This window comes from Pedobacter foliorum (assembly GCF_013266735.1).
Taxonomy (GTDB): Bacteria; Bacteroidota; Bacteroidia; order Sphingobacteriales; family Sphingobacteriaceae; genus Pedobacter; species Pedobacter foliorum.
Genome location: NZ_JABSNU010000008.1, coordinates 176,218 through 202,028, shown reverse-complemented (window position 1 = coordinate 202,028; position 25,811 = coordinate 176,218). Strand labels below are relative to the sequence as shown.

Here is a 25,811-nt window from a genome sequence, read left to right as displayed (position 1 = left end):
GTATCTTCGCGTTTTGTGAATTATGAATATGAAACTGGAAGAACAACTACGTGAAAGAAGTGAAAATAAGTGCGAATTGTGTGGCTCTCAAGAGAACCTTAGTATTTATGAAGTACCACCTCAAACTCAAAACACAGCTGAAGAATGTGTGATGACTTGTGGAAAATGTTTAGCACAAATTGAAAAAAAAGAAGTGTTAGACAGTAAACACTGGCAATGTTTAACTTCGAGTATGTGGAGTGAGGTTCCCGGGGTACAGGTAGTTAGCTGGCGTATGCTAAACAGGCTAAGACAAGAAAGCTGGGCTATTGATAATCTGGATATGATGTACCTTGATGACGACACCCTAACATGGGCGAAAGCTACAGGCGATCATGAGAACGATTCAGCAGTTGAATTTCATAAAGATTCTAACAACAATGTGCTTGAAAATGGAGATACAGTTGTGATCATTAAAACACTTGATGTTAAAGGCTCTAGTATAAGTGCAAAACTTGGTACCGTGGTTAAAAACATTAAATTAGTTGAGGACAATAAGGAACAAATTGAAGGCCGTGTTGAAGGTCAGCTGATTGTTATCCTTACCAAATATGTACGTAAGCAAAGCTAAACGGCTATTGTTTAACGAGCTGTAAACAAAATATGATAATCAATATTCAAGATTTTAAAGACTCTTTAATTAGCGAGACAATACCTTCAAATCTATCAGTTCATTTGCAGGCACTTTGGCATGATGGAAAAGGTGACTGGAAAACAGCCCATGATCTCATTGATCATTTAAATGATAAACGATCGGCTCATGTCCACGCCTATCTGCATCGAAAGGAAGGAGACATATGGAATGCTGATTATTGGTATAATAGAGCAAGTCAATCAAGGCCTAATATCTCTTTGGAAAAAGAATGGGAGAACCTTGTTTCATTATTTTTGTAGTTGTTACTAAATTCTACTGGCAATTAAAATGATTCTGTATATTTAAGTTTCTTAAATTTTTTATTAATTGCTATGAAACACGCTTGTACTTTTCTTTTCCTATTTTTATTAACTGGCTTTTTGCCTAAAACTTATGCCCAAACTCAACCAAAAGGTGGTTCGGTTGCTGATGTTGCTTTTATTCAAGGTAACTGGAAAGCAACTACTCCTGAGGGATTAACAATAGAAGGTGTTTGGTTACAGCCCGAAGGCGAAAACATACTTGGTTTTATGCGTATGATGAAAGCCGGTAAAGCCGACCTTTATGAAATACTGGCTTACGAACAAACCGAGTTGGGCTTAGTCTCGATGGTAAAGCATTTTAAGCCGGGTTTACTGGGCTTAGAAGAAAAAGACAAGCATGACCGTTATAATTTTGTGGAAGCGAGTAAAGACCGCGCTATCTTCCAGAAAGAAGGCGAAAGTTTACGCATTCTATACGAAAAACGATCTGCTAATCAATTTGTTATTGCCAGAGGTAACCTCCAAGATGGCAAATGGGTGTTTAAAGATCTATTTGTTTTTAACCGCACGAAATAATTATTTACGGGGCTTTTTTAACTAAAGGCCCCGTACTTTAAGCTGGTAACAGCCTTATCTCCTCTTCTACTCCAATCTCATTGATAAAATACTCATCATGAGAAATCACCAGCAAAGTTCCCTTATAATCCTTTATTGCCGAGGTAATCACCTCCAGACTTTGAATATCCAAATTGTTAGTCGGTTCGTCTAAAATAATAAGCTCTGGAGAACTATTACTTACCAATAGACAGCAAAATATCAACTTAATCTTTTCTCCCCCACTAAGTTCCCCGCAAGTCTTATCCCACATATCAACTTTAAAAAGAAACTGATGTAGCATTGTTTTAAGTCTGTGTTCTGGCAAATGTGAAGTATTAAACTCTTGTACTTGCTCAAAAACAGTCAGTTTATTGTTTAACAACGAATATTCTTGATCAATATAAAGGTATTTAAAATCAGCGATGGATAATATTCCTGCTGAAGTTTTTAAGCCCCCCATCATCAATTTCAAAAGCGTGGTTTTACCAGCGCCATTTCTTCCGGTTATGGCAACCCTATCCCCGCTTCTGATCTGAAAACTTAAAGGATTTTTCCAAATGTATTTTGATTGGTAGCCAAAATTCACATTCTGAGCAGTTATTAGTATTTTACCTACATGCAAGCTGGCATTCTCAAAAACCATTTTCAATTCTTTTAGCTCTGGCAATTCTTGCTTAATCTGCTGGAGATTCTGCAAAAGGCCATTTACCTTATCAGCGTGGACTTCCTGCAATTTAGACGTACTTTGCTCAGCCTTGTTTCTTATCGTATTCATAAAAATTCGTGGAACACCTTTCTTAATCTGCTTCTTATTCCCCCTTGAATTCTCCTTTTGTTTGCGCTCTGCAGCCTCTCTCGCTACTTGTTTAGCCTGGCGCAATGCTTTTTCTTTATGATCAGCCTGTGCTTCTAAGGCTCTCAGTTCCTCTTTTTTTTGATCTTTAAAGAACTCATAATTTCCACCGTAAACCTCTATCCCATTTTTATTTAGTTCATAAGTTAAATCGAGAAGATTAAGCAAGTTTCTATCATGGCTTACCACAACCATTGTTGCCTTTCTCGTTTCAATAAAGTGATGTAACTGCTTTCGACTCTCAGCATCAAGATGATTTGAGGGTTCATCAAAAAGGATAATAGATGGGGAATGAATTGAAATGGCGGATAAAAACACTTTTGTTTTTTCTCCACCGCTAAGTTTGTGCATTGGTTGAGATAATTTTATATGTTGGATATCCCATAATTCTAATGCCGCCTGAGCCCGTTCTTCAATACTCCAATCGTCATCCAATTTAGAAAAATTGGATAGTGAACCGTCACCATTTATTATGGCCTGCAAAGCCTCCAGTTTCTGATCAATACCCAAAGATTGGGCCACAGTAAAATCATCGTACTGACCAAAATGCTGAGGGACATAAAAGGGCTTCTCACCGGATGAAACATCACCTGAAGCAGCTTGAATTTGTCCTGCAATAATTTCTAACAAAGTCGATTTCCCAGCACCATTGCCGCCAATTAAGGCGATCTTTTCTCCTTTAGAAATTGAAAAATTAATATTATTAAAAAGATATTCCCTATTGGGATGTATATATGATAGTTGCTTAACTACAATACCCATAAAAGCATCATTGATAAAAAGTAAATGAATAAGATTTAAACTGCGCGTGAGCACGAGATGGTTAAAGAAATACAGGTGTATTGTTTACATTTAAGTAAAAGATAAATGATTGAAATTCTACAAGCAAAAATGTTCCGTGGGATTCGGAATTATAAGATGGTCTTAACCATCATTTTACTTAGATATTCTCATTGGAGTAATTATTCGTTTACAATGCAAATGTAAATATTTTTTTGAAGAAACGAATTTTATCAGAACAAATCAAATAACCAGATTCTTGTGAACCTGATGAAGAAATTGCTCATAATAGTCTGCTAGCTTCGACAAATCCTTTAGCGGATCCGGAGGATACATCAATGCATTAAAGAATGTTTCGATATCCCTTTCAGTAGTCAGGATAACTTCGTCTTTTGTTATTTCAACCGGCTCATTCAGAGCGGTTACACCCTGCTTTTCCATAAGAAACTTTTGATATGCCAATATACAAAAAATTAGCTAATTAGCCTAATTTTAGCTATTTATAATTGCGCCTTGCCCATTGTATACTAGGATTGATCCATTCTTTCATTGGCTTAAATAAAAAGCCGTGTTTCAAACCCGTATTTAACTCTATCTCTTTAAAATTCGAAATTTTTAAATTAGAGGTCTCTTTCCTTCTAACAGCAGAAACACCATACTCATCCGATCGCTCATAGATGGTTAAAATATTCCCACAGAAATTAATTCCTGGAAAAGCAATCAGATCCTTATCTCTGTAACAACCAATAAATACGAAATTAAGATTAGGATTTTTTAAAGTGCTAGATACATATTGAGCAATATACCCTCCTTTTGAAGTCCCAATAACTGTAATGTGATCTGATTTAACGCCCAATTTCAGCAGACTGTCTATTTGCAAAACGACCTTTTTAGAGTAGGCACCTACATCCGTATTAGGAGCTCTTTTTTCACTGATTACTCGAAACCCTGCTTGCTTAAACTTACTTAAAATTTCTAAATATTGGGTTTTTCCGTATTCAGGATGTTCTTCTGTAAGCGGATGGTCTTCTGCAAATTTGTTATGAAGAAAAAATATATAATCCTGCGCAGAGCAAAATAGAGAGCTTGCTGACAGGAGCAAGAGAAGCATTGATTTTTTGAAATTCATTCTAGGTGTTTTATTAATAATAGTTGTACAAATCAACTTTATGCTTTTACTTTATTAATTAGCAGTTGCCTGATACTAACCAAATGACTAAAAAGTACAACAGGCACTATAAAAGCAGGAAGCAGGCTGAATGGAAAATACAAAACACCAATATTAGGCTGATCAAATCCAAATTTTTGGAGTGGTGATGGAGCCGATAAAAGTGCATTCACTACAATATTGAGTAATAAAAAAAGACAAATAACATTCCATGCCAATAACGATCCCTTTGCCATTTTTCCTTTTGTTATACCAAAATAAGCCACCAAAGGAGATGAAATTCCAGCCAAAATATCAAAGTTCCTTCCTTCAAATGTCATTAACTCCGGAACAGCCCCATACATAAACAGCAAATACAAAGTGATTTCAACAGGAATTCTCACCATATGTACATAAGTAAGGTTTAATATTGGAAGCTCGTCTATAAAGTTCCTACCCGACTTTGTCAAAAAGACCAATATGATAGTCAAGATAGCAGGCAACACCCCTATCAATGCAATTTTAGGTGGAAAAGAAGTAGTATCGATACTAAACACATGATTTAAGGCCAGTACTGACTGAACTATAAGCCATATAATCAAAACAATTAAAAGACGGTTAGCTTTAGCACTAACAGTAATGCTCGAAGAATTCTTAACTACGCCATGAAATAAAAAAAGCGTAAACAGAACCGTTAGAACAAAAAATAAATTAACAAATAACGGGATGCCTGCAATCATTCTTAAAAGTATTAAATCATTAGTTCATCAATCTGTTTGGCTAGCACCCTATCTTTTTCTGTCACGATATCACCGGCATCATGTGTACTTAACCAAATCTCTAATTTATTCCATTCATTACACCATTTAGGATGATGATTATTCTTTTCAGCTAAAAATGCCACTTTCACCATGAAAGCAAAGGTTTCTTGAAAATCCTTGAATATTAATATTTTGTGTAGCCTATTTTCAACAACCTCCCATTCCTTTTGAACTACAGTTTCCATGTATACAACTATAAAATTGCAGCATCATTGCTACTAATATAAGAACAAGTTACCCCCACTAATGTTTAAATCTATTGAAAAAACATCTAAATAATCTACATCATCCAATTAACAGATCTTTTAGCCTCTAAAACCCTAAATTAGCCGAATGAAAAGTAAAATTGTTCTAATAATTATTTCAATATCCGCTATAGTAACCCTTATTGCAAAAGCACTTGAAATAATAAACGATGATTACAGTACAGATAAATTTCTTGTATGCATCTGGAGCTTAGTAGCTTTGTTTTATTGCATTAAAGCAAATAAAATTGAAGAGAAACAGTATTACGATAATTTGTAAATTAGGGATTACAATTGATTTGTTATGGAAAAGAAAAGATATCAGGGAGCATCAAACGATAAAGACAGATCAAAGCAGAAATTAATACAGGCAGTTGGAACTGTAGTAAAAGCTAAAGGATATACAGGATTAACGGCGACAAACATATCAAAAGCCGCCGGTTTAGATCGTAAACTAGTTACACTTTATTTTGGATCAGTAGATAACCTGATTGAAATTTACATTAAGAGCAAAGATTACTGGGTTGCGGCTTCAGGCGAGGTAAACAATCTTACCGAGGACAATCAGGGAAAAGACACGAAACAGGTATTAGAAAAACTTCTTCTTAATCAATTAGATTACTTTTATGGGAACGAAGAAATGCAGAAAATTGTCCTTTGGCAAATAAGTCAGAGAAGCCAAATCATGTTTCAAGTTTGCGAAGAGAGAGAACAACTAAGTTCTAAATTTTTCGCATTAACAGATAAAGAACTTAAGGGTAAAGACATCGATCTGAGAGCAATAGTAGGCCTATTAGTCGCGGGCATTTATCATATGGTACTTCATGCTAAAACGACAGATAGTCTTTTCTGTGAAATTGACATCAATAAACCAGAAGGGATGAAAAGAATAAAAGATGCAATAAGTTTGATTTTGGAATCTGCTTACAGTAATTTCAATAAAACTATTTAATAATTGATTCACATACCAGAATAATGCAAATACCTTGTAGCCCCCTATTATCAAATATTGTAAAGCACTATCTGGTTATTGAAAGCAGCGAATACCTCCTTTACCGTTTCTTTTCTGATGGTAATCCCGGCATTGCCTTTCGGCTAGGAGATCCTATTTACATCAGCAATTCTTTAGGCGAACAAGCACAGCCCTCTAGTTTTATATATGGTCAAATTCCCAATTACTTAAATCTACAAGCAAGTAGTGTCAAAATGCTCATTGCAGTGCTTCATCCGACTGCACTGCCAGGACTTTTTAGAATTTCTGCGAACGAGATGAAGGACAAAACAGTAGCCCTTGAAGAACTTATAGGAACAAAAGGACGTCTACTAGAAGAACATATCACCAATAAAAACACTACTGATGCTATAAATTGCCTGGAAAATTTCTTAATCAAACAAAATGCATCTCTACAATCTTCGGAAAAATTCATTAATAAATTAAGTGATTACATCAAATCCTGTGCAGGTAATGTATCCGTAGAACAACTTAGTCGCATATTTTCCACAACAGAGCGTCAGCTCGAACGCAAGTTTAAAGAATGTGTTGGTATCTCACCTAAATCTTTTGCTGATACGGTAAAGCTTCAAAATTTCCTCAAGTGCCTTCAAAAATACGGTGAGGAGACAAATCTGGGACAGCTTAGTTATGAATGTGGATATTATGATCAGGCACATCTTAATACTCGCTTTAAACAAAAAACAGGGTTGGCTCCCTCACAATACTTATCTATAAAAGGGAAACTCTCCATAAATCTACTTCCTGTGTAAGATAATTTGTCGGTTTTATACAAGGAAGTCCTTTTTCTCCTTGGTAAGTTTGGCATTTAAAATACTTCTATCATATGAAAAATTTAATTGTAGCGACTGCCCAGTTCGAAAACAAAAGTGGCGACAAAGCTTATAACCTTGATATCATTGGTGAGCTTTCCGCCAAAGCTGCCCGTATAGGTGCACACGCCATTGCATTCCATGAATGTTCCATTACAGGTTATACCTTTGCAAGAAAACTATCGAAGGAACAACTTCTGGATATTGCAGAATACATTCCTGAGGGCCCCAGCATACGCATACTTCAGGAACATGCTAAAGCAAATGACATAGCCATATTAGCAGGCCTTTTTGAGAAAGACAGCTCTGACAATCTATACAAGGCTTATGTTTGTGTAGATAAAAATGGTCTGGTAGCTAAACATAGGAAACTCCATCCCTTTATCAATCCCAACCTTCTTTCAGGGGATCAGTATACTGTTTTTGATCTATATGGGTGGAAATGTGGTATACTAATATGCTATGACAACAATGTTATCGAAAACGTTAGAGCAACAACACTACTGGGAGCCCAAGCTATTTTTATGCCCCATGTAACCATGTGTACCCCATCTACCAGACCCGGAGCAGGCTTTGTTGACCCCGAACTTTGGAAAAACAGAGATCGGGAACCAGAGCTACTCCGAAAAGAATTTGATGGTCCAAAGGGTAGAGAGTGGCTTATGAAATGGCTACCCGCAAGGGCCTTTGATAATGCTATTTATGCCATTTTCTCCAACCCGATAGGAATGGATGATGATCAGCTTAAAAATGGCTGCTCTATGATTTTAGATCCCTTCGGCGATATTTTGAATGAATGCCGTTCTATGGGTAATGAGATCGTTATTGCTGAACTTACCTCAGACAAACTTTCACTGGCCGGCGGGTATCGATATATTAACGCAAGAAGACCCACGCTCTATTCTAACATTATTGGACAAGCTCATAATAATGTGCAGAAAGTAAGCTGGATGAAAGAAAATGAAAAGACAAATAATACTTAGGAGTTAAGTCTCCTAACTAGAACTTATATCCAAGAGAAATGCCAAATCCCTGGTTTTTAATTTTGCCTTTCCCTTTTACTCCATTAAACTCTGTTTGCAAATTGGCCAGGCCAATCTGACCATTGAATTGAATCGAATATTGATTAAAGAGCTCATATCCTAGTAAAAAATTGGCCCCATAATCAAGCGGTTTACCATACAAATACGTTCCAAATTCACCTTTTGATGCATCATTCTGAAAAATAACATCTCCGCTGTCTCCAATCTGAATATCGCCAATTAAAACACTTGATGCAGACTTCCATTTACCTCCAGTTCCATATCCTAAATAACCACCGGCACCCAATATTAAATTTCCACCAACTAATTTTGGTTTATAAAGTAAGTTAATGGGCACTTCTAAATAAGAAACATCAGCTTTAAAGTCATTACTGTAACCAAAACCTTTCCCCTTTTGCTTAAATCCTTTAGTTGAATACAACGCGGCTGGCTGAACATAAAAATCACCGGCAATAGGGATATCTACAGTAAGGCCTAAGTGAAAGCCCGGAATCGCTTCTGTTTCTCCCTTTTCTCCATTTTCCATCTTCATGATTGCATTCGAAAAATTCACACCTGCTCTTACACCAATTTTAGTTTGTGCATTAGCCATATTTAAAGTCGCAGCTAGAAAAAGCAGAAGTATCGGCACGTACAATTTATTGTTTTTCATAAGTTTGTTTGTTTTTGATTTAAAGTTGCAATTATTAACTGAGTAATTGAGATAATCAAACATACTAATTTTCTCACTACAGGGAAAATTAAACAGTCCTAAATAATTTGTCGAATTTATAGTATACAAAGAGAAATTTCAGGATGTCATGATTTTTGCTTTGGCATGAAAGTAGTACAAGCATTTGTATAAAATAAATAAGAATGAATTTACCATCGTTTAGTAGGGTTAATTTTAAAAAGGTGAAAACAGACGTAAGAGCAGGTTTTAAGAATCTCGCAGCGGGTGGTTTTAAGCAGATTTTTAATCAGATTGACCAACTTAACATCAAAAAAGGTGTTGACACTATGGGGATCGATAAATTTATCAATCAATGTGCCTTACTGGCAGCAGGTTCAGGCTTAATTACTGGAATAGGCGGAGTAGGAACCATGCTTGTTGGTACCCCTTTGGATGTGATCAACATTATTACACAACAATTCCGGGTAACTCTCGCTATCTCCTATCACAACACCGGAAAATATAAAATCAGTTTTGATGACTTTTTTAAGATAGTCGCCTCATCTGTAAAGGCAGATGCCAAACTTGCCATTAGCAAGAACATCATGGAGGAGGTTGCAGAAAAAATCCTTATGAATTTAGGCTCCAGAGCAAGTCGCAGACTCATCCCGGTAGCAGGTGGTGTAATTGGCGGCACCATAAATTATTTGTTCATTAAGGGGCTCGCAAAAGAACTGAGAGAGAAAGGAACTTAATCCAGTTTCCACTCAGGTCTTTCAAAGTGGCAGGTATATCCGTACGGATTCTTTTGTAAATAATCCTGATGTTCTTTCTCCGCATTCCAAAAATCAGTTGCCGGCACAACCTCTGTAACAATTTGCCCAGGCCACTTACCTGAGGCCTCCATATCAGCAATTAAAACATTGGCAACCTCTCTTTGTGTTTCATCTACAAAGAAAATAGCTGAACGATAAGAAGTGCCTATATCATTTCCTTGCCTATTACGCGTTGTCGGGTTATGAATCTGGAAAAAATATTCAAGCAAGCCACGATAAGATAAAAGTGATGGATCAAATACGATCTCTATAGCTTCGGCATGGGTTCCATGATTCCGATAAGTAGCATTAGGAACATCGCCACCCGTATATCCAACTACTGTTGAAATAACACCTGGTTGATGCCTAACTAGTTCTTCTACTCCCCAAAAACAACCGGCTGCAAGAATGGCTTTCTCAGTATTCATATGACTTTTCTATTTAATTGTATAAAGGTACGATGCTAATGAACAAAAGACAAACCTGCTCCCAAGGAAAGCCCATTTTCATCAAAAACTTCCATTACAGAAGATCTTATCCCCACCCCCGCCAGACTTTTTACCAGCTCCGGACCAACATCATTATTGCTCACAACCCGCAACACTTTATCACTATCTTCAAGATCAACAGACCACTCTAAGATACCTAAAAAAGCATTGATGGTCTGGTAAATATGCTGTAAATCAATTGGTGTATTAATTACTGTTGAGATGATAATGTATCTAGACATAAGAAGGCCGAATGAGGGAACAAATGTATAAAATAATTTGCAAACAAACCAGTCGTTCGGTATCTTTGAAATATGGAAAACCCATATAAAAGAAAGAAAGATCCAGAAGCAAGTAAGCAGCTAATTCTTGATACTGCTGCAGAAATAGGGGCAACAGCAGACTGGCATCAGGTTACTTTCCAAGCTATTGCCGACAAAACCGGATTAAGTAAGGGCGGTATTATCCATCATTTTCGAAATAAAGAAGAGCTCCTAGAAGAACTGGTACGCCAGAGCCTTGTTGAACTAACAGAATGGACTGTTGAGGAAAAAAGAACTTCGGGAAACAACATCGCCCCCATTGCCTTTCTGAAGTTTGTTATCAAAAAAAGTAGCGATATCCGTTATAGGAGAACCATGAAAGTCATTTTACAAGCAGCATTAATTAATGAACACTATAAAAAAATGTGGGATGAATGGTTTACGGCACATATTTCAGGCGGTCCAGTTGCCGACTTGAATGTCAACAGCCTGATCATTATGCTCGTTGCTGATGGACTTTGGTATGCAGATAACCTTGGTCTCTATGGCATTAGTGCCGAAAAAAAAGAACAGATAGTAAACAAGTTACTCAACTTAAATTAATCTCATGAACAATTCCAACGAAACTACAGTCCACGAGGGCAAAACATTCACCGCTATTAATTATGCTGAAAAGAGATTGGAGAACCGAGAATTTATAAAATGTGAATTTGTAAATTGTGATTTTTCTAAAAGTGATTTAAGCCATAACGATTTCATGGATTGTCATTTTAAACAGTGCAATTTTTCACTTACCATTGTTACAGGTACAGGATTTAAGGATGTAACTTTTACCGGCTGTAAGGTACTGGGTATCGACTTTTCAAAATGCAATAAGTTTCTATTTTCTTTCAATTTTGAACAATGCCATCTTGATTATTCGACCTTTTACGGTACAAAACTTAAGAAGACAAAATTTACAGATTGTTCGCTCAAAGAAACTGATTTTGAAGAATCGGATTTAACCTCCAGCACATTTCATAACTGCGATCTTTCAGGGGCAACTTTTGTAAGATCCGTTTTAGAGAAAACAGATTTCCGCACTGCAAGAAACTTTAGTCTGGATCCATCAGTTAATAAAGTAAAACAGGCCAAATTTTCTGCACTGAACCTTTCCGGACTACTTTACCAATTTAACCTGGACATTGATTACCATGATGATTAATGTATCACTCTATGAAATTTATTACTCACGCTTTAGCTGATAGTTATAGGCTCACAACACTTAAAAATAACCTGCTGTTATTTTTTTTATAAAAAACTTAGAATTCTTTTAAACAATCCTTATTTTACGCTGATATTGTTATTCGTTGAGCAACTACTTTTCGAAAGCGATAATAACTTACTTTAATAGCTAAATACAATGCCACAAGGAACAGTAAAATTTTTTAATGAGTCAAAAGGATTTGGCTTTATCGTACCTGAGAACGGAGATGCAGAAATTTTTGTACATGTTACAGGACTAGCAGGCCCTATCAGGGAAAACGACAAAGTTACCTATGAGGTTGAAAACGGCAAAAAAGGCCTAAATGCAACAAACGTTAAAGTCATCTAATTTATTGATGTTTTATCTAAAGCATCCCCAAAAGGGATGCTTTTTTATTTCAGTTCTATTTACACCCCCATCAAACCCAAATTAAACTACCTGCAAATAATTATTTTTGAGAAGAAGGGTCGTTATATGGAATATAATTTTGCCATTTCCATGGGGTATACTTATCCGCAATAGCTATTTCCAGTAGATCTTTAAAAATACTTTCGCCATTATCACTATTGGTCATTATAACTATCCCAATACCTATTTCAGGAAAAACAATACAATAATGCTGAAATCCATCTCCATGACCTTCCTTAAAAACACCCCAACCATAAGGTGATTTAAGTAAGCCCCATCCCAATCCATAGCTTAAGGATATACCCTCATTTGCACTGGTGTCCTTCATAGACAATGGACCAAATTGATTAACAGAACGTAAGCGAATCTGTGGCTTAAACATTTCAAATCGAGATTGCCTTTTAAGCGCTTTTCCTTGCAGTATAGTTTCTACAAATTTGGCATAATCATCAAGAGTAGTTTCAAGAGTACTTGGAGAACGGGCCTCATTATCTTTGTCTTTCTCGTAAGCTTTACCATCATTGTTGTACCCAAGTGCATAATCTACTTCAAACCTAGATAACCAGGTATATGCAGAGTTAGTCATATTAAACGGTGTAAAGATTTTTTCCTGCATAAGTTGTTCCAATGACTTTCCCGTAATCTTCTCAATTACCGTTTGCAGGTAAACCATTCCCTCTCCCGAATAGCTATATCTGCTACCAGGCATAAAGGCAACTCTTAGTTTTTGATCAGAATTGTCCCAACGCCAATTTGGAAATCCACTGGTATGATCCAGACACATTCGAGCTGTAATCCTCTTATAAAGCGTATCAGTTTTAAGGTCATTATAATTATCCTGCCATTTGGTTTTTTGGGGATATTCGTAGATCGGCTTTGACAAATAATCCTGTAAAGGCTTATCTAATTCAAGTACCCCCTCTTCTACAAGTTTTAATACCAATACTGTAAATACTGTTTTACTTAGAGATGCACCATAAATACTCATCGAAGGATGGAGCTTCATCCCTGAATCATTTCCAATGCCAAAAGCCTCTTTATAGACTATTTTATTCTTATTGAAAATCGCCAGTTCAAGCCCTTTAACTTTTGCCTTCTCAATCAAGAATAATATCTTGTTGCGAAGAGAATCCGCACTAATTGAACTTCCATCAATTTTATTAATCTGCTGGGCCTTTAAAGCCGGGCTACCAATAAAGAGCAAAAAAACTACCGAGGTTAAATATGAGATCTTCATATGCAATTCTTTATTCAAAACTATGTATTTGACACACCCTTTTGTCTCTTAAAAATGATTTTTGTTACAAAACATCAAATTAAATAACTCACTCAGGATCAAAACCATACTTAATGGATATGCCATTCCATATATTCAAGTGAAGTATGCTTTACAAAAGAAGAATCCGAATAATAAAAAAGCCCTGATTTTTACCTTATTTTGTATCATAATTATTTTGCAGTTGTACTATACTGAAACAATGGTATTGGAATCTCCCATTGCGATAATATTCAAAAACACTAATTGTAAAAATAAGCTCAATGAAGATAGACGAAATCCTAGATCAGATATATAATATACCCGAAAGTTCAAAAGTAGCCCTAAAAGAAAACATTTCTGAGGTAGCCTATCCAAAAAACCATATTTTATTAAAAGCCGATAAGATTGAAGCCAACATTTATTTCATTAAAAAAGGCATAGTAAGAGCTTTTGCACCACAAAAGGAAAAAGATATTACGTTTTGGTTTGGCGAAGAAGGAGAAACGATTCTTTCAATGAAAAGTTACGTAGAGCGTAAAAAAGGGTATGAAAATGTTGAACTTTTGGAAGATTGTGAACTTTATGAATTAAAAGTAGCACATCTAAACAATCTTTACAACCAGGATATTCACATTGCCAATTGGGGAAGAAAACTAGCTGAAAAAGAATTACTAAAAATAGAAAGTAGAGTTATATCAACAGAATTATTGTCTGCAAAGGAGCGTTATGATGCATTAATGTCAAATTCTCCAAGCCTCATCCAGCGGGTCCCATTAAAATATATCGCCTCATATCTTGGTATCACACCTGTTAGTCTAAGCAGAATCCGTAAGGAAAAATAGCATCTTAAAAAGCTATTATTTATCATAAGATAATTTTGCTATGATTTATTCTCGATAATTTTGCTCTGTTTATTAACAATCTTAAAACAGAAATTAATTATGTCGAGCAAAAATATAAAAAGCACTTTGTCAATAGCTGAAATCATCCCTACCCAAACGCGTATTCGACTTGCAATAATATGGCTAATTGTTGGACTTTTCACGGTGTTTGGACATTCATTATTAGGTGATGCAATGTCATCTGGTACTGCTGTGATTGCTTTCTTTATATTACTCTTTACAATTGCTGGAGCGGCTTTTGGTGTGGTAAAAGAAGCCGATGAATTAGCACATAAACTTGGAGAACCTTACGGTACTTTAATACTAACGCTATCTATCGTTTCCATCGAAGTAATCCTTATTTCGGCTGTAATGTTAGGACCTGGAGAATTTCCAACCATCGGCAAGGATTCTATCTTTTCGGTAATGATGATTATTATGAATCTTGTTATTGGTCTGTGTATTTTGTTAGGAGGATTGAAATATGGAGAACAGGAATACAATGCACAGGGCACCATGTCGTACCTGGGAATGATTATTATGCTGGGAGGTATTGGAATGATGTTACCTAATTTTATTGAGGGAGCCGGAAACGGGATGTTCAGCAATACTCAGGCTATTGTACTTTCTTCGTTAATTATAGTCTTATATGGATTTTTTCTCTTTTTTCAGATGAAAGGATACCGACACCTCTATGTACAACCCAAAAAAGGGTTCATGGAAATACCTTTTGCTGAAAGACATACAGCAGCGTTGCCTGTTGAAACCGATAGCTTAAATAAAACATCCAAAGGAAATAAGAATGAAATACTGATCCGCTCCATTGTGCTAGTTGCAATGATATTACCCATTGTTCTGCTTTCGCACAACATGGCAACAGTTGTTGACTATGGCATCAAAGCGGCTAATTTACCGCCTTTACTTGGTGGGGTATTGATTGCGATTATTGTATTTACCCCCGAATCTATGACAGCTGTAAAAGCAGCAATCAATAATGAATTTCAACGGGCGATCAATCTTTGCCATGGAGCATTTGTTTCTACTGTAGGTTTAACAGTACCATCGGTGCTTATTGTAGGCCTAATTACAGGGAAAACCGTATTATTTGGCCTTACCGCAACCGAAATGATTCTTTTTGTAATCACGTTGCTACTAAGTTTGATGACCTTTTTAGGCAAAAGAACACCCCCCATTGCTGGCCTAATGCACCTGGTGCTTTTTGTAGTATTTATTATGTTAATTTTTAATCCTTAAGATCCTAAATTCTGCTGAACCAACTTATCAATATCCTGAGGTGTAAGGCGGTGCAACGCTTCAAATATAACTGGCAAAAAACTCTTAAAATCAGGATATTTTGTATGATCAGTTTCATAAACAACAGCTAGCTTTTCGAGCATCGGGACTAGGATAAAACCCATTTCATTAACATGCATCTTTCTTAACCGATTAGCCTCTGTTTCATCACCCATGGCAACGGCGGTCCTTATCTCCCCTAGCCTAACCAGATGCTCAATTACGCATACGTCCCAATTTCCTATATAAGAATTCTCCAAAGATTTAGCCAAGGCAGGAGTAAATAAAGCACTGTCCTGAAGTATTGTAGGTTTCATCTTTGCCAATTGTGGGTTCACAAAGGAATGTCCAACCTCATGAACAGTTAAAAACCGGGTTACCTCTGCGTTATCGAACCCAAAATGCTGGTAATCTTTCAGCGATTTCAGGAGTGGAAGCTGAATACTGGAGCTAAATACCATAGCAGAAACCTTGCCTTTTGGACTGGTTATCATCGGTCCGAAAGCACGATAATTATCATCTCCTGCAGTAATGGGCATACCAGGCATGAGGTAAAGTTCATAGCCTGCAAACTGCTGACCATACCATTTTTCCATATAAGGTATAGCCTTAATATTGATGTACTTTCTAGCTTCTGCCAACGCACCTTTGTAAAAAGCAGTATTCTTTTTCAGGAAATCTCCTATTCGTGCTTGCTTATAAAATGAAGCTAAACTATCTCCCAACTCTATGCCAAGCGCTTTTGCACCAGGATATTGAGTTTCATTATACATCGGCAGGTCATTAGGTACAGCCCATCTGAATCCTTTTTTGGGAAATTGATGAAGATATAGTAGATATTCAATTTGTTGAGAATTGTCATGCTGGATGTCCCTTAATTGCTTCAGAATTTCTGATATTCTTAAGATAACTGGTCGATCCTTCCAACTTCTAAATTCCTTATAACCGAAATATACGATGGGCTGGTGATCAAAACTGGTTTCCTTATTACTAAATACATAATTTCCTATATGATCAACAGCCAGTTTCTCGGCAATAAAATAAGTTTCAATATTTGTATTTACACTCAAAGATACCTTTGGTGATATTTGTTCGGATAGCTGGCAATAAGCTGCCATTGGCATTAAGAAAGACAGCAGCGACAGAAATGGTATTTTCATAAACGTAACTTGATTTAGTAGGTAGGCTACCAAGCTAATGCCAAAACACAAAACTTAAACATAGTGCAAATAGACAGCTTAAACAAGCATTATCAAACCAGCCACTGTCCGAAACCGTACAGCTGCTGTACGTATTGGAACATGTAATTTGCGGTCTTATTTTCCCAAAAGTAATCTCGCTTGTGTTCCCCATTGGCCAATAAAAAGGTCTGGTTTGCCGTCTCCGTTTACATCACCAACGGCAATTCCCCAGCTTCTGCCTACAGTAGATTCTGGAATAACTTCACTGGTAACCAATTTAAAATTCCCTTTGCCATCATTTTGCAATGCCTGAACCTGCATTGGCTCAAAAGGAGGAATCTTAAGTGCACTTAATATAATATCCGGATGCTTATCATGATTAAAATCAAAAATTGCTCCTGCATAAGTAGAATATTCCTGTTTAGGAATTCTTTTCGCCGTTTCGTCCTTAAAGTTTCCTTTACCATCATTAATCAATAAACGAGCAGTAGGGTCTTTCTCAAATTTACCACCATTGCTTGTTAAATTAAGAAAAAGGATATCCGGGCGCTTGTCTCCATTTGCATCGAATACTAAAACTTCCCTTGTATGTAAAGGAACCGTCAATTCCAGCTTTTCTGCCTTTTCGATAAAATGTCCTTTCCCATCATTAAAGAATAAACGATTTGGGGGCACCTCATTTCCTACAACTAAATCCAGATGTCCATCACCATTTAAATCAATCAACTTAACTGATTGTGTTTCCCAACGGAGCGCAGGTAGCCCCTCTTTGGTATAATCAATAAAGTGTCCGGGTTTTTCCGGATTATTGAGCCACAAGAAATTTTGTGGGGTAGGACCTGTATTTCCAACAATAATATCCAGCAAACCATCTCCATTTACATCTCCAATGTCCAAGCCATTAGCTTCGCTTTTCGCAGGCAATCGCTCGCTTACATCTCTAAAAGTTCCGTCTCCATTTCCTAAATAAAATTCATGATTCTGATCATCTTCCGCAACGAAGATGACATCTAAATTCCCATCTTTATCAAAGTCTCCTACCCGTACATGTTCTGTATCGTGTGATTTTTCTGCAAAAACACCTTTCTTCCATGTGAATTTCCCCGTACCATCGTTCATGTACAGCCGGTTGGGTAAATTTTCTAAGGCCAATATGGCGTCTAAATGTCGATCGCCATTTACATCAACCAATACCACATCCAAAGTATGTGCTCCCGCATCTACGGGTAAATGGGTTGTCGTTACATCCTTGAAATATTTAGTTTCTGTACTTTGTGAGAAGCCATTATAAATAATAACAAAACTTAGTAGTGCGGTAATCGTGTAAGACTTTCCAGATAGAGAAAACTGCATAATTATAAGATTTTAAGATTTCAAAACACTTAATAACCTACAAGATAAGGCCTTCTACCGAAGAAAGAAACAATAATAACTATAAAGCCATTATTCCCATTAGGAAGTAGATGAGTTCTTATACGTTACTTCTTATCGATACTGTAACGTAACGACACTAAACCAGTCTCGTAAGTTTTACTTTCCAGGAGCGTTAGTTTGGTTCGACTCTCCTGGCTACGGAATAATGGTTTGCCAGTACCAAGAAGTATAGGATGTACTGACATCCATAGTTCATCTACCAACCCTTCTTTCATCAGGGCATCAGTGAGTGAAGCACCACCAAACAACCATATGTCTTTACCAGGTTGCTCTTTTATCCTACGTGCTTCGGCAATACTATCATCTGATACAAGCATTGCCCCTTCTTTTACAGATTTCAGCGTTTTAGAAAATACATATTCAGTCATCGATGGCATACCAGGAACTAATTCTCCATTATTGCTATCCGCATATTGCTGAGCCATTTCATAGCTTTTACGACCGATGAAGATCGCATCTACACGAGTAAAAAACTCATTCAAACCATAGTCCTGGTCTGTAAAGCACCAGTCGTACTCACCGTTAGGCCCTTCAATGTATCCATCCAATGTTACTGCTAATCCTAATACTAATTTTCGCATATTGTTAATATTTTAATTCTACAAAACTGCAAGATTTCAAGTATTCCAAATTGTACAAAACGGACATTAATACAAAATGTGCGGTGCATGTACCACCTCGCCAGGTGAATGACCTGTATAAGTTTTATAGTCACGATTAAAATGTGCCTGATCATAATAACCACTTTCGTAGGCAACTTCGGTAAGTGAAAGGGTGGGGTATTTTTTCAAATGGTTCAATGAATGAATGAACCTACAAACGGACAGATATTCTTTTGTGGATAAACCTACACTCTGCTGAAACTTTCTCGAAAGATGACGTTGACTAAGGCCAATATCATTTGTAAGCTTACTTAAAGATACTAAACCACCTGAGAGTTGTGCCTGATTCAGGCAATACGCTATCTGCAAGTCCTTTTTATCGGAGATCAATTGTTGTAGCAAATATTTTTGCACTAAGTTTACACGTTCATCATTATTGCAAATCCCTGCTAGTTTATCCTCTATCTCTGCCGACACTCCACTCCATACATCTGAAAGGGCTATAGTAGTATCCGTTAGCGTATGCATCGGGACTTGAAAGAAACTATATGCCATACCGGGATAAAAACAAATAGCTAAGCAACCTGCCCCCTTTCGCATCTGCACATCCATGGGGCGACTCATGCGAAAAGTAATGATACTTCGTTTATGCAACTCGTTGCCAATGATCGCCACAGGTGAGCTGGTGTAGTTCACAAAAAGTTCAACGCAAATATCAGGTAGTACACGAATATGATGGGTATCTGCTGCCTCATCACAGTCCATAGTGCATATCAGCTTTATGTAAGGCTGCAGTTTTGGGATAACATCATACAGTTGCAAACGCATACTTTATAAATATCCGCCTAAGTTAGGTTTCTCTTCACTTGTAATCAAACCTTGAATAAGATAACTACAGTTGCCGCAGTAACACCTGGTAGTGAATCTCAATAATCTTTATCTTTATCTCAATTAATCAGCCCCAAATGGAAACGATCAATAGTAAAGCAACTGTAAAGCAAATCTTACTTGAAGCAAAGTCAGTTTTGAACCAGAAGGGAGCTAATGCTTTCATAACCGTCCTGCATCACACCCTCCTCAAAAAGAAAGTTAGATTTCCTTTGTTAGAGTATGCCGCTAAGGAAATAGCTTCGACAATCCCTTATGCAGAACAAATCAGTATTACGGACCAGATAATCGAATTGAAGGAGATTGGTAGTCAGGTATTAGCCGGAATCATACTGCAGCAGCGTTTGTCTCAGGGTTTTCAGCAATCGATTAGTAAAGCCTGTGACTATATCCAATTCGGTGATGAATGGTATGTATGTGATATAATTGGAGAGCGGGTACTTGGCTATGCCTTACTCAGCACACCAGACAAGGCCATCCCCTTACTACGGCAGCTCGCCATTCACGAAGACAAATGGATTGTCAGGGCGGTTGGTGTTGCTACGCATTACGCAGTTAAAAAAGGCCTGGCTACGGTTTTTGTAGCGCCAGTATTCGACATACTTTTGTCCTTGGCAGGCACAACGGATTTTCATACAAAAAAAGGGATTGGATGGGGTGCCAAAACTGTTGCCAGATTTCACCCAGATATTATCGATCGTTATCACTCAAATATTGCATCGTCTGAAACAAAACAATGGTTCAAGACTAAAGTTAGAATAGGCCTTGGCCGCAGCAAAAAAAATGACACGAACAATCATAGCTAAATCAATACTCAACAAAACAAAACGGCGTGATCCCTGGTTTCTGGACGATTACACGATAAATCCCTATAGTGGCTGTTCCTTTAACTGCTTGTACTGTTATATCAGGGGGAGTAAATATGGGGTCAATATGGAAGAGAGGTTAAGCATCAAAAGTAATGCTGTTGAACTACTGGACAGGCAGCTATCGATCCGCGCTCGTAAAAAACAATATGGCATCATCGTGTTGTCCTCAGCTACAGACCCCTATCTTCAAATCGAGAAGACACAACAGCTTACCCGGAGTCTTCTGGAAGTGATTCTACATTATCGTTTTCCGGTACATATGATTACTAAATCGGATTTAATTGCCCGAGATTTTGATCTTCTTCAAGCCATTGAAAATGAAGCAATACTCCCGGATGATCTTCGTGCTAAACTATCTCATAAAGCCTTCCTTACATTCTCTTTTTCAACTGTAGAGGATTCAGTTGCTCACATTTTTGAACCTGGCGCCACACCGCCCTCAATGCGTCTGGAGACTTTAAAGGCAGCTATTCAAGCAGGGCTCAGCACAGGTGTAAGTTTAATGCCTTTGTTACCATTCATAACGGATACCGCGGTACAGCTTGAGAATATGTTTCAGCTATTTGAGAAAACCCATATAGATTATATATTCCCAGCAACCCTGACATTGTATGGTTCCGAACCTTCAGATAGCAAAACACTTGTACTAAGAGCCGTAGAAAAGCACTATCCACATTTGCTTGAAAAATATCGCAAATTTTTCGCAAACGGCTCGCAGATGCCATTGTATTATCGACTGGCTTTCGCAAAAAAGATGGAGGCCTTGTGTCAAAAATACCAGCTCCGTAATAGTCTCCTAACACCATAAAACTATTGATAAAGTAGATAATAAAGCAAAACAAATAGTTAGATTTGAGGATAAGATCTGCCGTTTATTTATGAATAAAATTAATGCCTCTTTACTACTTGTTTTTCTTTTTATAGGTAATCTATCTGCTCAAGATATTAACACAGCGAAGTTAGATAGCTTCTTTAATACTTTAAATGTCAACAACAAAGGGATGGGCAGTTTTGCTGTTTCAAAAGGTGGTAAAATTGTCTACCAGAAAACCATAGGATACAGCTTAATTGAAGGAGACAAAAGGATTGCTGCAACGCCAGAAACCAGATACCGTATAGGGTCAATCAGCAAGGTTTTTACAGCAACACTTATTTATCAACTGATTGATCAAAGAAAATTGTCGCTCGACACAAAGTTGGCACATTTCTTTCCTGAAGTACCCAATTCAAAACTGATCACCATAGGCAATTTACTTGCACATAATAGTGGCCTGGGTGATTATGTCTATGCTTCTGGTGATCTGATGTGGATTACAAATCCAAGAACAAAAAAAACACTGCTGGATTCAATTTCTGGAATCAAACCACTTTTTGCTCCAGGTGCAGAAAAGCGTTATAGCAATTCAGGTTATCTGCTTTTAAGTTATATCGTAGAAAAGCTTTATAAAAAACCTTATGCTAAGGTTGCCGAGGAAAAGATATTTAAAAAAGCAGGGTTAAAAAATACCATTTCGGGCGTAGTCAATAAAACTGGTTTGCATGAGGCCATACCATATCGTTTCGCATCTCCCTGGTCCGAGATTAAAGATATCTATTTTACCAATGTTATCGGGGTTGGAGATATCCTATCGACCCCAACTGATCTCCTTAAATTTATAAAGGCTTTAACTGAAGGAAAGTTGATAAGTGCTAAAAATTTGCAGCAAATGAAAACTGCCGGGCCGAAGGATGACCTGGCAATGGGTTTTATGGTTATTCCTTTTTACTCAATGGTAGGCTACGGCCATGCTGGTGATACATACGGTTCACACTGTGTATTAGAAAACTTTGAAAAACAGGGGCTGATGGTGGCCATTTGTATGAATGGAGTGAGTTACCCCATAAATGACATTAACATTGCGATGTTGCATATTCTTAGTAACGGCCCTTATGAGATCCCCTCATTTAAATCGTTGAGCCTGACTCCCACACAACTTGATAATTATGTGGGAGTGTATAGTAGTGCACAACTCCCTTTGAAATTGGACATTACTAGTAATGGAACCACTTTGATCGCACAGGCAACAGGACAGGGTGCTTTGCCATTAGACGCTTTCGAACAAAACAAGTTTAAGTTTGAACCGGATGGCATTGTATTGGAATTTAACCCTGTAAATACTGATCTTGTACTGAAGCAAGGAGGACAAACCTTTCTGTTTAAAAAGGAGATGAAACCATAGTTATCTTATCGTGTCAACCCACCTTCATCAATTGTGGTCAATCTGCGAAATTTTACAGTTGTATTAACTGGGGCATCAGCTGGGTAGCTAATGTAATTCAACTTAAGAGTATCACCAACTATACTAAAGGTGGCTTTTTCATAAAGCGTAAAATTCGTAGAGGTTCGTTCAACAGGTTTTCCTGGTTTCTGTTCAAGCGTTTCAGTACTAGTTGCAGTTAATTCATTCCCTTTAATCTGATACGTTCCAATAAATTGGCTGCTACCTCCATCGTTATATGCAATCGTTAGAAAAAAGGTATTGTTTTTGGTAAAATTCACAGATCGCTTCAGTCCATCCAAACCTATTTCCTCCCAATTGCCATTTATAGGATTTTGGAGCTGCACTTTTTTATCTTTTTTACAAGAAGAAAAGCCAATAGAAAATAAAAGTAATACTGAAATTGTGGAAGTCAAGATTTTCATAGTTAGAGTGTTGGTTTATTCTTTAAACGAATCCAAAAGCCAAAACGCTACACCTTAAAAAACTTAATTTTGTTCAATCTCTTTCAAGCTGCTCATTTTCTTGTAGGCCAGGAAACCTTTAATATCTTCAAAGTGCTCGCGAACACGTTTATTACCAAATTCGAATACTTTTTGCGCCAGTCCATCTAAGAAATCTCGATCGTGTGATACCAAAATTAAGGTACCATCAAAATCTTGCAAAGCCTCTTTAATAATGTCTTTAGTCTTCATGTCTAAGTGATTGGTCGGCTCATCCAAAATCAATACATTTACCGGTTCTAGCAACAGTTTAATCATCGCTAAACGGGTTTTTTCACCCCCAGAAAGTACTTTAACCTTTTTGGTGGTATCATCACCGCTAAACATAAAGGCACCTAAAAGGTCTTTGATTTTTATGCTCCCATCACTTAATGGAATCTGATCAATAGTTTCAAATACTGTTAAGCTCTCATCAAGCAATGCTGCCTGATTTTGAGCAAAGTAGCCAATCTTCGCATTGTGGCCAACTTTTAAACCTCCCTCAAAGTCAATCTCGCTCATAATGGCTTTTATCATGGTCGACTTACCTTCACCATTTTTACCTACAAAAGCCACTTTTTCTCCCCGCTCAATCACCATCGATGCTTTTTCGAATACCACATGATCGCCATATTTTTTGGTCAGCTCTTCTACCATCACAGGGTATTGTCCCGAACGTGGTGAAGGTGGGAATTTCAAACGCAATGCCGAAGTATCCACTTCATCAATCTCGATAACTTCGAGTTTTTCAAGCATTTTTACCCGCGACTGCACTTGCAAAGTTTTTGAGTATGTACCTCTAAAGCGATCTATAAATTCCTGGTTATCGGCAATAAAACGTTGTTGTTCTTCGTAGGCTTTTAATTGATGTACACGACGGTCGGCACGCAACTGCAAGTAGTGAGTGTACTTAGCTTTATAATCATAAATTCGGCCCATGGTAACCTCAATTGTACGATTGGTAATGTTATCTACAAAAGTACGATCATGCGAAATTACCACAACGGCCTTTGCTGAGTTGATTAAAAAATCTTCCAACCATTGAATACTTTCAATATCCATGTGATTGGTCGGCTCATCCAATAAAATCAGATCAGGTTTCTTTAATAAAATCTTGGCCAACTCAATCCGCATACGCCATCCGCCCGAAAACTCAGAGGTTTGTCGAGTAAAGTCTTTACGTTCAAAACCTAAGCCTTTTAACACTTTCTCTACCTCAGCATCATAATTGACCTCTTCAATTGAATAAAATTTCTCGCTCAGTTCAGACACACGTTCGATCAGCTTCATGTAGTCATCACTTTCGTAATCGGTACGAATAGTGAGTTGCTCATTCAGCTCATCAAGCTCTTTTTGCATCTGGTTTACCTCTTCGAAAGCTTTCATCGTCTCTTCAAAAACCGTAACATTATCCTGTGTAAGCAAATGTTGTGGTAAATAAGCAATTACAGCATCCTTTGGGCCTGTTACGTTACCGGAAGTAGGTTTTGTAGCACCGGCAATTATTTTTAAGATAGTCGACTTACCAGCACCATTTTTACCCATCAGGGCTATTTTATCATTTTCGTTAATCGAAAAGGTTACATCACTAAATAAGGTAGTTCCACCAAATGAAACGGAGATATTATTTACATTAATCACGAAATGCGGATATTAAATTGAGCAGCAAAGATAGTGGAATTTGCTACATTTATATATCCACTATACTTCTAAATAACAAAAGCTGTCCAAAAAGAATTCTGGACAGCAAGTCAATAACTCAACCCTTAAACTTCAACTATTTGCTAACTAATAGTTCCGAAGCAGAGCGGGTGTTCCATTCCCCAAAAAATTTCTTTGCTAAAGCTTTAGCATCGGAGGCAGAGATATTGCCCGCAATAGTTAGGTATGTATTTGAAGGAATAATATTCTTGCTATAAAATGCTTTAATATCGTTTAAAGTTATGGTCTTAACTGATGTTTCAGTAATTGTTTCAGGGTAATAACGATCTCTGGCATTTACACTTGTAATTACTTTTGCCAACGCTGTTTCAAAAGAAGCTTGGTTTAAGACAGGTTCTTGTATTGATTTTGAGAATGTCATTAAGGTGGCAGCAAAATCGGAAGTATTTGCAGCTATATTCCCACCTTTATCACTAAAATTCATCATAGCGTTAAATACGTCCTGCACACCAGCTTTACTGCTTTCAGCGGATTCTTCATCTGCTGTAAAACCTGCATATATTTTTTTACTGTCCTGATTCTCTGCAACGATTATAGTCAAACCATTTTTTAGTTTAAAACTAACGGGATCTTGCATTGAGGTAGATTGAGCACTCGCAAATTGGATAGATAATACTGAGATAATTAAGATGATAAAATTTTTAATGGTTTTCATAATAGCTTATATTTTAGTGAATTGATTGATCAAAACTATCGCAGAAAAATGATCTCCGAAATGAATAGGAGACAGAAAGGCAAATTCTTTCGCCGAAATGGGGATTTGAAGCGTTGTAATTTAATAGTGATGTTTAACACCGGTAGTGTCTTTATTGAATAGAAATATTA

31 protein-coding genes are annotated in these 25,811 nt (G+C 37.1%); 15 read left to right on the top strand and 16 right to left on the bottom strand.

Annotated features, from left to right (window positions below):
- The first annotated feature begins 28 nt into the window (after positions 1–28).
- From HQN83_RS16970 to HQN83_RS16960, 3 genes are all read left to right on the top strand, one after another.
- A complete protein-coding gene (locus HQN83_RS16970) occupies positions 29–610 on the top strand; it encodes a PhnA domain-containing protein (RefSeq protein ID WP_173091547.1) in 582 nt (193 codons plus the stop codon).
- Positions 611–642: 32 nt separating this feature from the next.
- Positions 643–933 (top strand): hypothetical protein, encoded by a 291-nt coding sequence (locus tag HQN83_RS16965; RefSeq protein WP_173091545.1) that lies wholly within the window; start codon positions 643–645, stop codon positions 931–933.
- A gap of 72 nt (positions 934–1,005) precedes the next feature.
- Positions 1,006–1,512 carry a DUF6265 family protein gene (locus HQN83_RS16960; protein WP_173091543.1) on the top strand — a complete coding sequence of 169 codons (507 nt, stop codon included), beginning with the start codon at positions 1,006–1,008 and terminating at the stop codon, positions 1,510–1,512.
- 37 nt (positions 1,513–1,549) lie between these two features.
- Here HQN83_RS16960 and abc-f read toward each other — a convergent pair whose 3' ends face one another.
- From abc-f to HQN83_RS16935, 5 genes are all read right to left on the bottom strand, one after another.
- Positions 1,550–3,202, bottom strand: a complete 1,653-nt coding sequence (gene abc-f, locus HQN83_RS16955) for a ribosomal protection-like ABC-F family protein (protein WP_317172516.1) — start codon at positions 3,200–3,202, stop codon at positions 1,550–1,552.
- Positions 3,203–3,409: 207 nt separating this feature from the next.
- Positions 3,410–3,607 carry a hypothetical protein gene (locus HQN83_RS16950; RefSeq protein ID WP_173091541.1) on the bottom strand — a complete coding sequence of 66 codons (198 nt, stop codon included), beginning with the start codon at positions 3,605–3,607 and terminating at the stop codon, positions 3,410–3,412.
- Between the two features lie 55 nt (positions 3,608–3,662).
- Positions 3,663–4,295 (bottom strand): alpha/beta hydrolase, encoded by a 633-nt coding sequence (locus tag HQN83_RS16945; RefSeq protein ID WP_173091539.1) that lies wholly within the window; start codon positions 4,293–4,295, stop codon positions 3,663–3,665.
- A 38-nt stretch (positions 4,296–4,333) separates the two neighbouring features.
- Positions 4,334–5,053, bottom strand: a complete 720-nt coding sequence (locus tag HQN83_RS16940; RefSeq protein ID WP_173091537.1) for a hypothetical protein — start codon at positions 5,051–5,053, stop codon at positions 4,334–4,336.
- 11 nt (positions 5,054–5,064) lie between these two features.
- Positions 5,065–5,319 (bottom strand): 4a-hydroxytetrahydrobiopterin dehydratase, encoded by a 255-nt coding sequence (locus tag HQN83_RS16935; protein ID WP_173091535.1) that lies wholly within the window; start codon positions 5,317–5,319, stop codon positions 5,065–5,067.
- A gap of 364 nt (positions 5,320–5,683) precedes the next feature.
- Here HQN83_RS16935 and HQN83_RS16930 point away from each other — a divergent pair, with 364 nt between their 5' ends.
- From HQN83_RS16930 to HQN83_RS16920, 3 genes are all read left to right on the top strand, one after another.
- Positions 5,684–6,331, top strand: coding sequence for a TetR/AcrR family transcriptional regulator (locus HQN83_RS16930; RefSeq protein ID WP_173091534.1), 648 nt, complete (start codon positions 5,684–5,686; stop codon positions 6,329–6,331).
- Between the two features lie 23 nt (positions 6,332–6,354).
- Entirely contained in the window at positions 6,355–7,143 is a 789-nt protein-coding gene (locus HQN83_RS16925) for a helix-turn-helix domain-containing protein (RefSeq protein WP_173091532.1), read from the top strand.
- A gap of 74 nt (positions 7,144–7,217) precedes the next feature.
- A complete protein-coding gene (locus tag HQN83_RS16920) occupies positions 7,218–8,186 on the top strand; it encodes a nitrilase family protein (RefSeq protein ID WP_173091530.1) in 969 nt (322 codons plus the stop codon).
- 16 nt (positions 8,187–8,202) lie between these two features.
- On the opposite strand, the gene HQN83_RS16915 is transcribed toward HQN83_RS16920, so the two are convergent.
- Positions 8,203–8,898 (bottom strand): outer membrane beta-barrel protein, encoded by a 696-nt coding sequence (locus HQN83_RS16915; RefSeq protein ID WP_173091528.1) that lies wholly within the window; start codon positions 8,896–8,898, stop codon positions 8,203–8,205.
- 203 nt (positions 8,899–9,101) lie between these two features.
- On the opposite strand from HQN83_RS16915, the gene HQN83_RS16910 reads away from it, so the two are divergent.
- Entirely contained in the window at positions 9,102–9,653 is a 552-nt protein-coding gene (locus tag HQN83_RS16910; protein ID WP_173091526.1) for a hypothetical protein, read from the top strand.
- Here the strand turns inward: HQN83_RS16910 and msrA are convergent.
- Both msrA and HQN83_RS16900 read right to left on the bottom strand, forming a co-directional pair.
- On the bottom strand, positions 9,650–10,141 hold the full coding sequence (gene msrA / locus HQN83_RS16905; protein WP_173091524.1) for a peptide-methionine (S)-S-oxide reductase MsrA: 492 nt from the start codon (positions 10,139–10,141) through the stop codon (positions 9,650–9,652). The two genes, HQN83_RS16910 and msrA, sit on opposite strands and share 4 nt — an antisense overlap.
- A gap of 35 nt (positions 10,142–10,176) precedes the next feature.
- On the bottom strand, positions 10,177–10,443 hold the full coding sequence (locus tag HQN83_RS16900) for a hypothetical protein (protein WP_173091522.1): 267 nt from the start codon (positions 10,441–10,443) through the stop codon (positions 10,177–10,179).
- A gap of 72 nt (positions 10,444–10,515) precedes the next feature.
- Here HQN83_RS16900 and HQN83_RS16895 point away from each other — a divergent pair, with 72 nt between their 5' ends.
- The 3 genes from HQN83_RS16895 (at position 10,516) to HQN83_RS16885 (ending at position 12,058) form a co-directional block, all read left to right on the top strand.
- Positions 10,516–11,067 (top strand): TetR/AcrR family transcriptional regulator, encoded by a 552-nt coding sequence (locus HQN83_RS16895; protein ID WP_173091520.1) that lies wholly within the window; start codon positions 10,516–10,518, stop codon positions 11,065–11,067.
- Positions 11,068–11,071: 4 nt separating this feature from the next.
- Positions 11,072–11,668 carry a pentapeptide repeat-containing protein gene (locus HQN83_RS16890; protein ID WP_173091518.1) on the top strand — a complete coding sequence of 199 codons (597 nt, stop codon included), beginning with the start codon at positions 11,072–11,074 and terminating at the stop codon, positions 11,666–11,668.
- A gap of 198 nt (positions 11,669–11,866) precedes the next feature.
- Positions 11,867–12,058, top strand: a complete 192-nt coding sequence (locus tag HQN83_RS16885) for a cold-shock protein (RefSeq protein ID WP_173091516.1) — start codon at positions 11,867–11,869, stop codon at positions 12,056–12,058.
- 100 nt (positions 12,059–12,158) lie between these two features.
- Here HQN83_RS16885 and HQN83_RS16880 read toward each other — a convergent pair whose 3' ends face one another.
- Positions 12,159–13,355: a serine hydrolase domain-containing protein gene (locus HQN83_RS16880; protein ID WP_173091514.1), complete on the bottom strand. Its 1,197-nt coding sequence runs from the start codon at positions 13,353–13,355 to the stop codon at positions 12,159–12,161.
- A 302-nt stretch (positions 13,356–13,657) separates the two neighbouring features.
- Between HQN83_RS16880 and HQN83_RS16875 the strand changes: the two genes are divergently transcribed.
- Entirely contained in the window at positions 13,658–14,218 is a 561-nt protein-coding gene (locus HQN83_RS16875; RefSeq protein WP_173091512.1) for a Crp/Fnr family transcriptional regulator, read from the top strand.
- Between the two features lie 99 nt (positions 14,219–14,317).
- Positions 14,318–15,511, top strand: coding sequence for a calcium:proton antiporter (locus HQN83_RS16870; RefSeq protein WP_173091510.1), 1,194 nt, complete (start codon positions 14,318–14,320; stop codon positions 15,509–15,511).
- On the opposite strand, the gene HQN83_RS16865 is transcribed toward HQN83_RS16870, so the two are convergent.
- The 4 genes from HQN83_RS16865 to HQN83_RS16850 all read right to left on the bottom strand — a co-directional run bounded on the left by HQN83_RS16865 (position 15,508) and on the right by HQN83_RS16850 (position 19,595).
- Positions 15,508–16,710: a DUF4932 domain-containing protein gene (locus HQN83_RS16865; RefSeq protein WP_173091508.1), complete on the bottom strand. Its 1,203-nt coding sequence runs from the start codon at positions 16,708–16,710 to the stop codon at positions 15,508–15,510. The genes HQN83_RS16870 and HQN83_RS16865 overlap by 4 nt on opposite strands.
- Positions 16,711–16,866: 156 nt before the next feature.
- The gene (locus HQN83_RS16860) at positions 16,867–18,084 is read right to left on the bottom strand and encodes an FG-GAP repeat domain-containing protein (protein ID WP_173091506.1); all 1,218 of its coding nucleotides are present in this window, start codon (positions 18,082–18,084) and stop codon (positions 16,867–16,869) included.
- A 125-nt stretch (positions 18,085–18,209) separates the two neighbouring features.
- A complete protein-coding gene (locus HQN83_RS16855; RefSeq protein WP_173091504.1) occupies positions 18,210–18,746 on the bottom strand; it encodes a dihydrofolate reductase family protein in 537 nt (178 codons plus the stop codon).
- A 66-nt stretch (positions 18,747–18,812) separates the two neighbouring features.
- A complete protein-coding gene (locus HQN83_RS16850) occupies positions 18,813–19,595 on the bottom strand; it encodes an AraC family transcriptional regulator (protein ID WP_173091502.1) in 783 nt (260 codons plus the stop codon).
- A gap of 137 nt (positions 19,596–19,732) precedes the next feature.
- Here HQN83_RS16850 and HQN83_RS16845 point away from each other — a divergent pair, with 137 nt between their 5' ends.
- The 3 genes from HQN83_RS16845 to HQN83_RS16835 all read left to right on the top strand — a co-directional run bounded on the left by HQN83_RS16845 (position 19,733) and on the right by HQN83_RS16835 (position 22,743).
- Positions 19,733–20,461, top strand: coding sequence for a DNA alkylation repair protein (locus tag HQN83_RS16845; RefSeq protein ID WP_173091500.1), 729 nt, complete (start codon positions 19,733–19,735; stop codon positions 20,459–20,461).
- The gene (locus HQN83_RS16840; RefSeq protein WP_173091498.1) at positions 20,439–21,332 is read left to right on the top strand and encodes an SPL family radical SAM protein; all 894 of its coding nucleotides are present in this window, start codon (positions 20,439–20,441) and stop codon (positions 21,330–21,332) included. Before HQN83_RS16845 ends, HQN83_RS16840 begins: the two co-directional genes overlap by 23 nt.
- 70 nt (positions 21,333–21,402) lie before the next feature.
- Positions 21,403–22,743, top strand: a complete 1,341-nt coding sequence (locus HQN83_RS16835; protein ID WP_173091497.1) for a serine hydrolase domain-containing protein — start codon at positions 21,403–21,405, stop codon at positions 22,741–22,743.
- Positions 22,744–22,748: 5 nt separating this feature from the next.
- Here HQN83_RS16835 and HQN83_RS16830 read toward each other — a convergent pair whose 3' ends face one another.
- From HQN83_RS16830 to HQN83_RS16820, 3 genes are all read right to left on the bottom strand, one after another.
- The gene (locus HQN83_RS16830) at positions 22,749–23,207 is read right to left on the bottom strand and encodes a hypothetical protein (protein WP_173091495.1); all 459 of its coding nucleotides are present in this window, start codon (positions 23,205–23,207) and stop codon (positions 22,749–22,751) included.
- A 63-nt stretch (positions 23,208–23,270) separates the two neighbouring features.
- Positions 23,271–24,905 (bottom strand): ABC-F family ATP-binding cassette domain-containing protein, encoded by a 1,635-nt coding sequence (locus tag HQN83_RS16825; RefSeq protein ID WP_173091493.1) that lies wholly within the window; start codon positions 24,903–24,905, stop codon positions 23,271–23,273.
- A 136-nt stretch (positions 24,906–25,041) separates the two neighbouring features.
- Positions 25,042–25,641, bottom strand: a complete 600-nt coding sequence (locus tag HQN83_RS16820) for an insulinase family protein (protein WP_173091491.1) — start codon at positions 25,639–25,641, stop codon at positions 25,042–25,044.
- Positions 25,642–25,811: the final 170 nt, after the last annotated feature.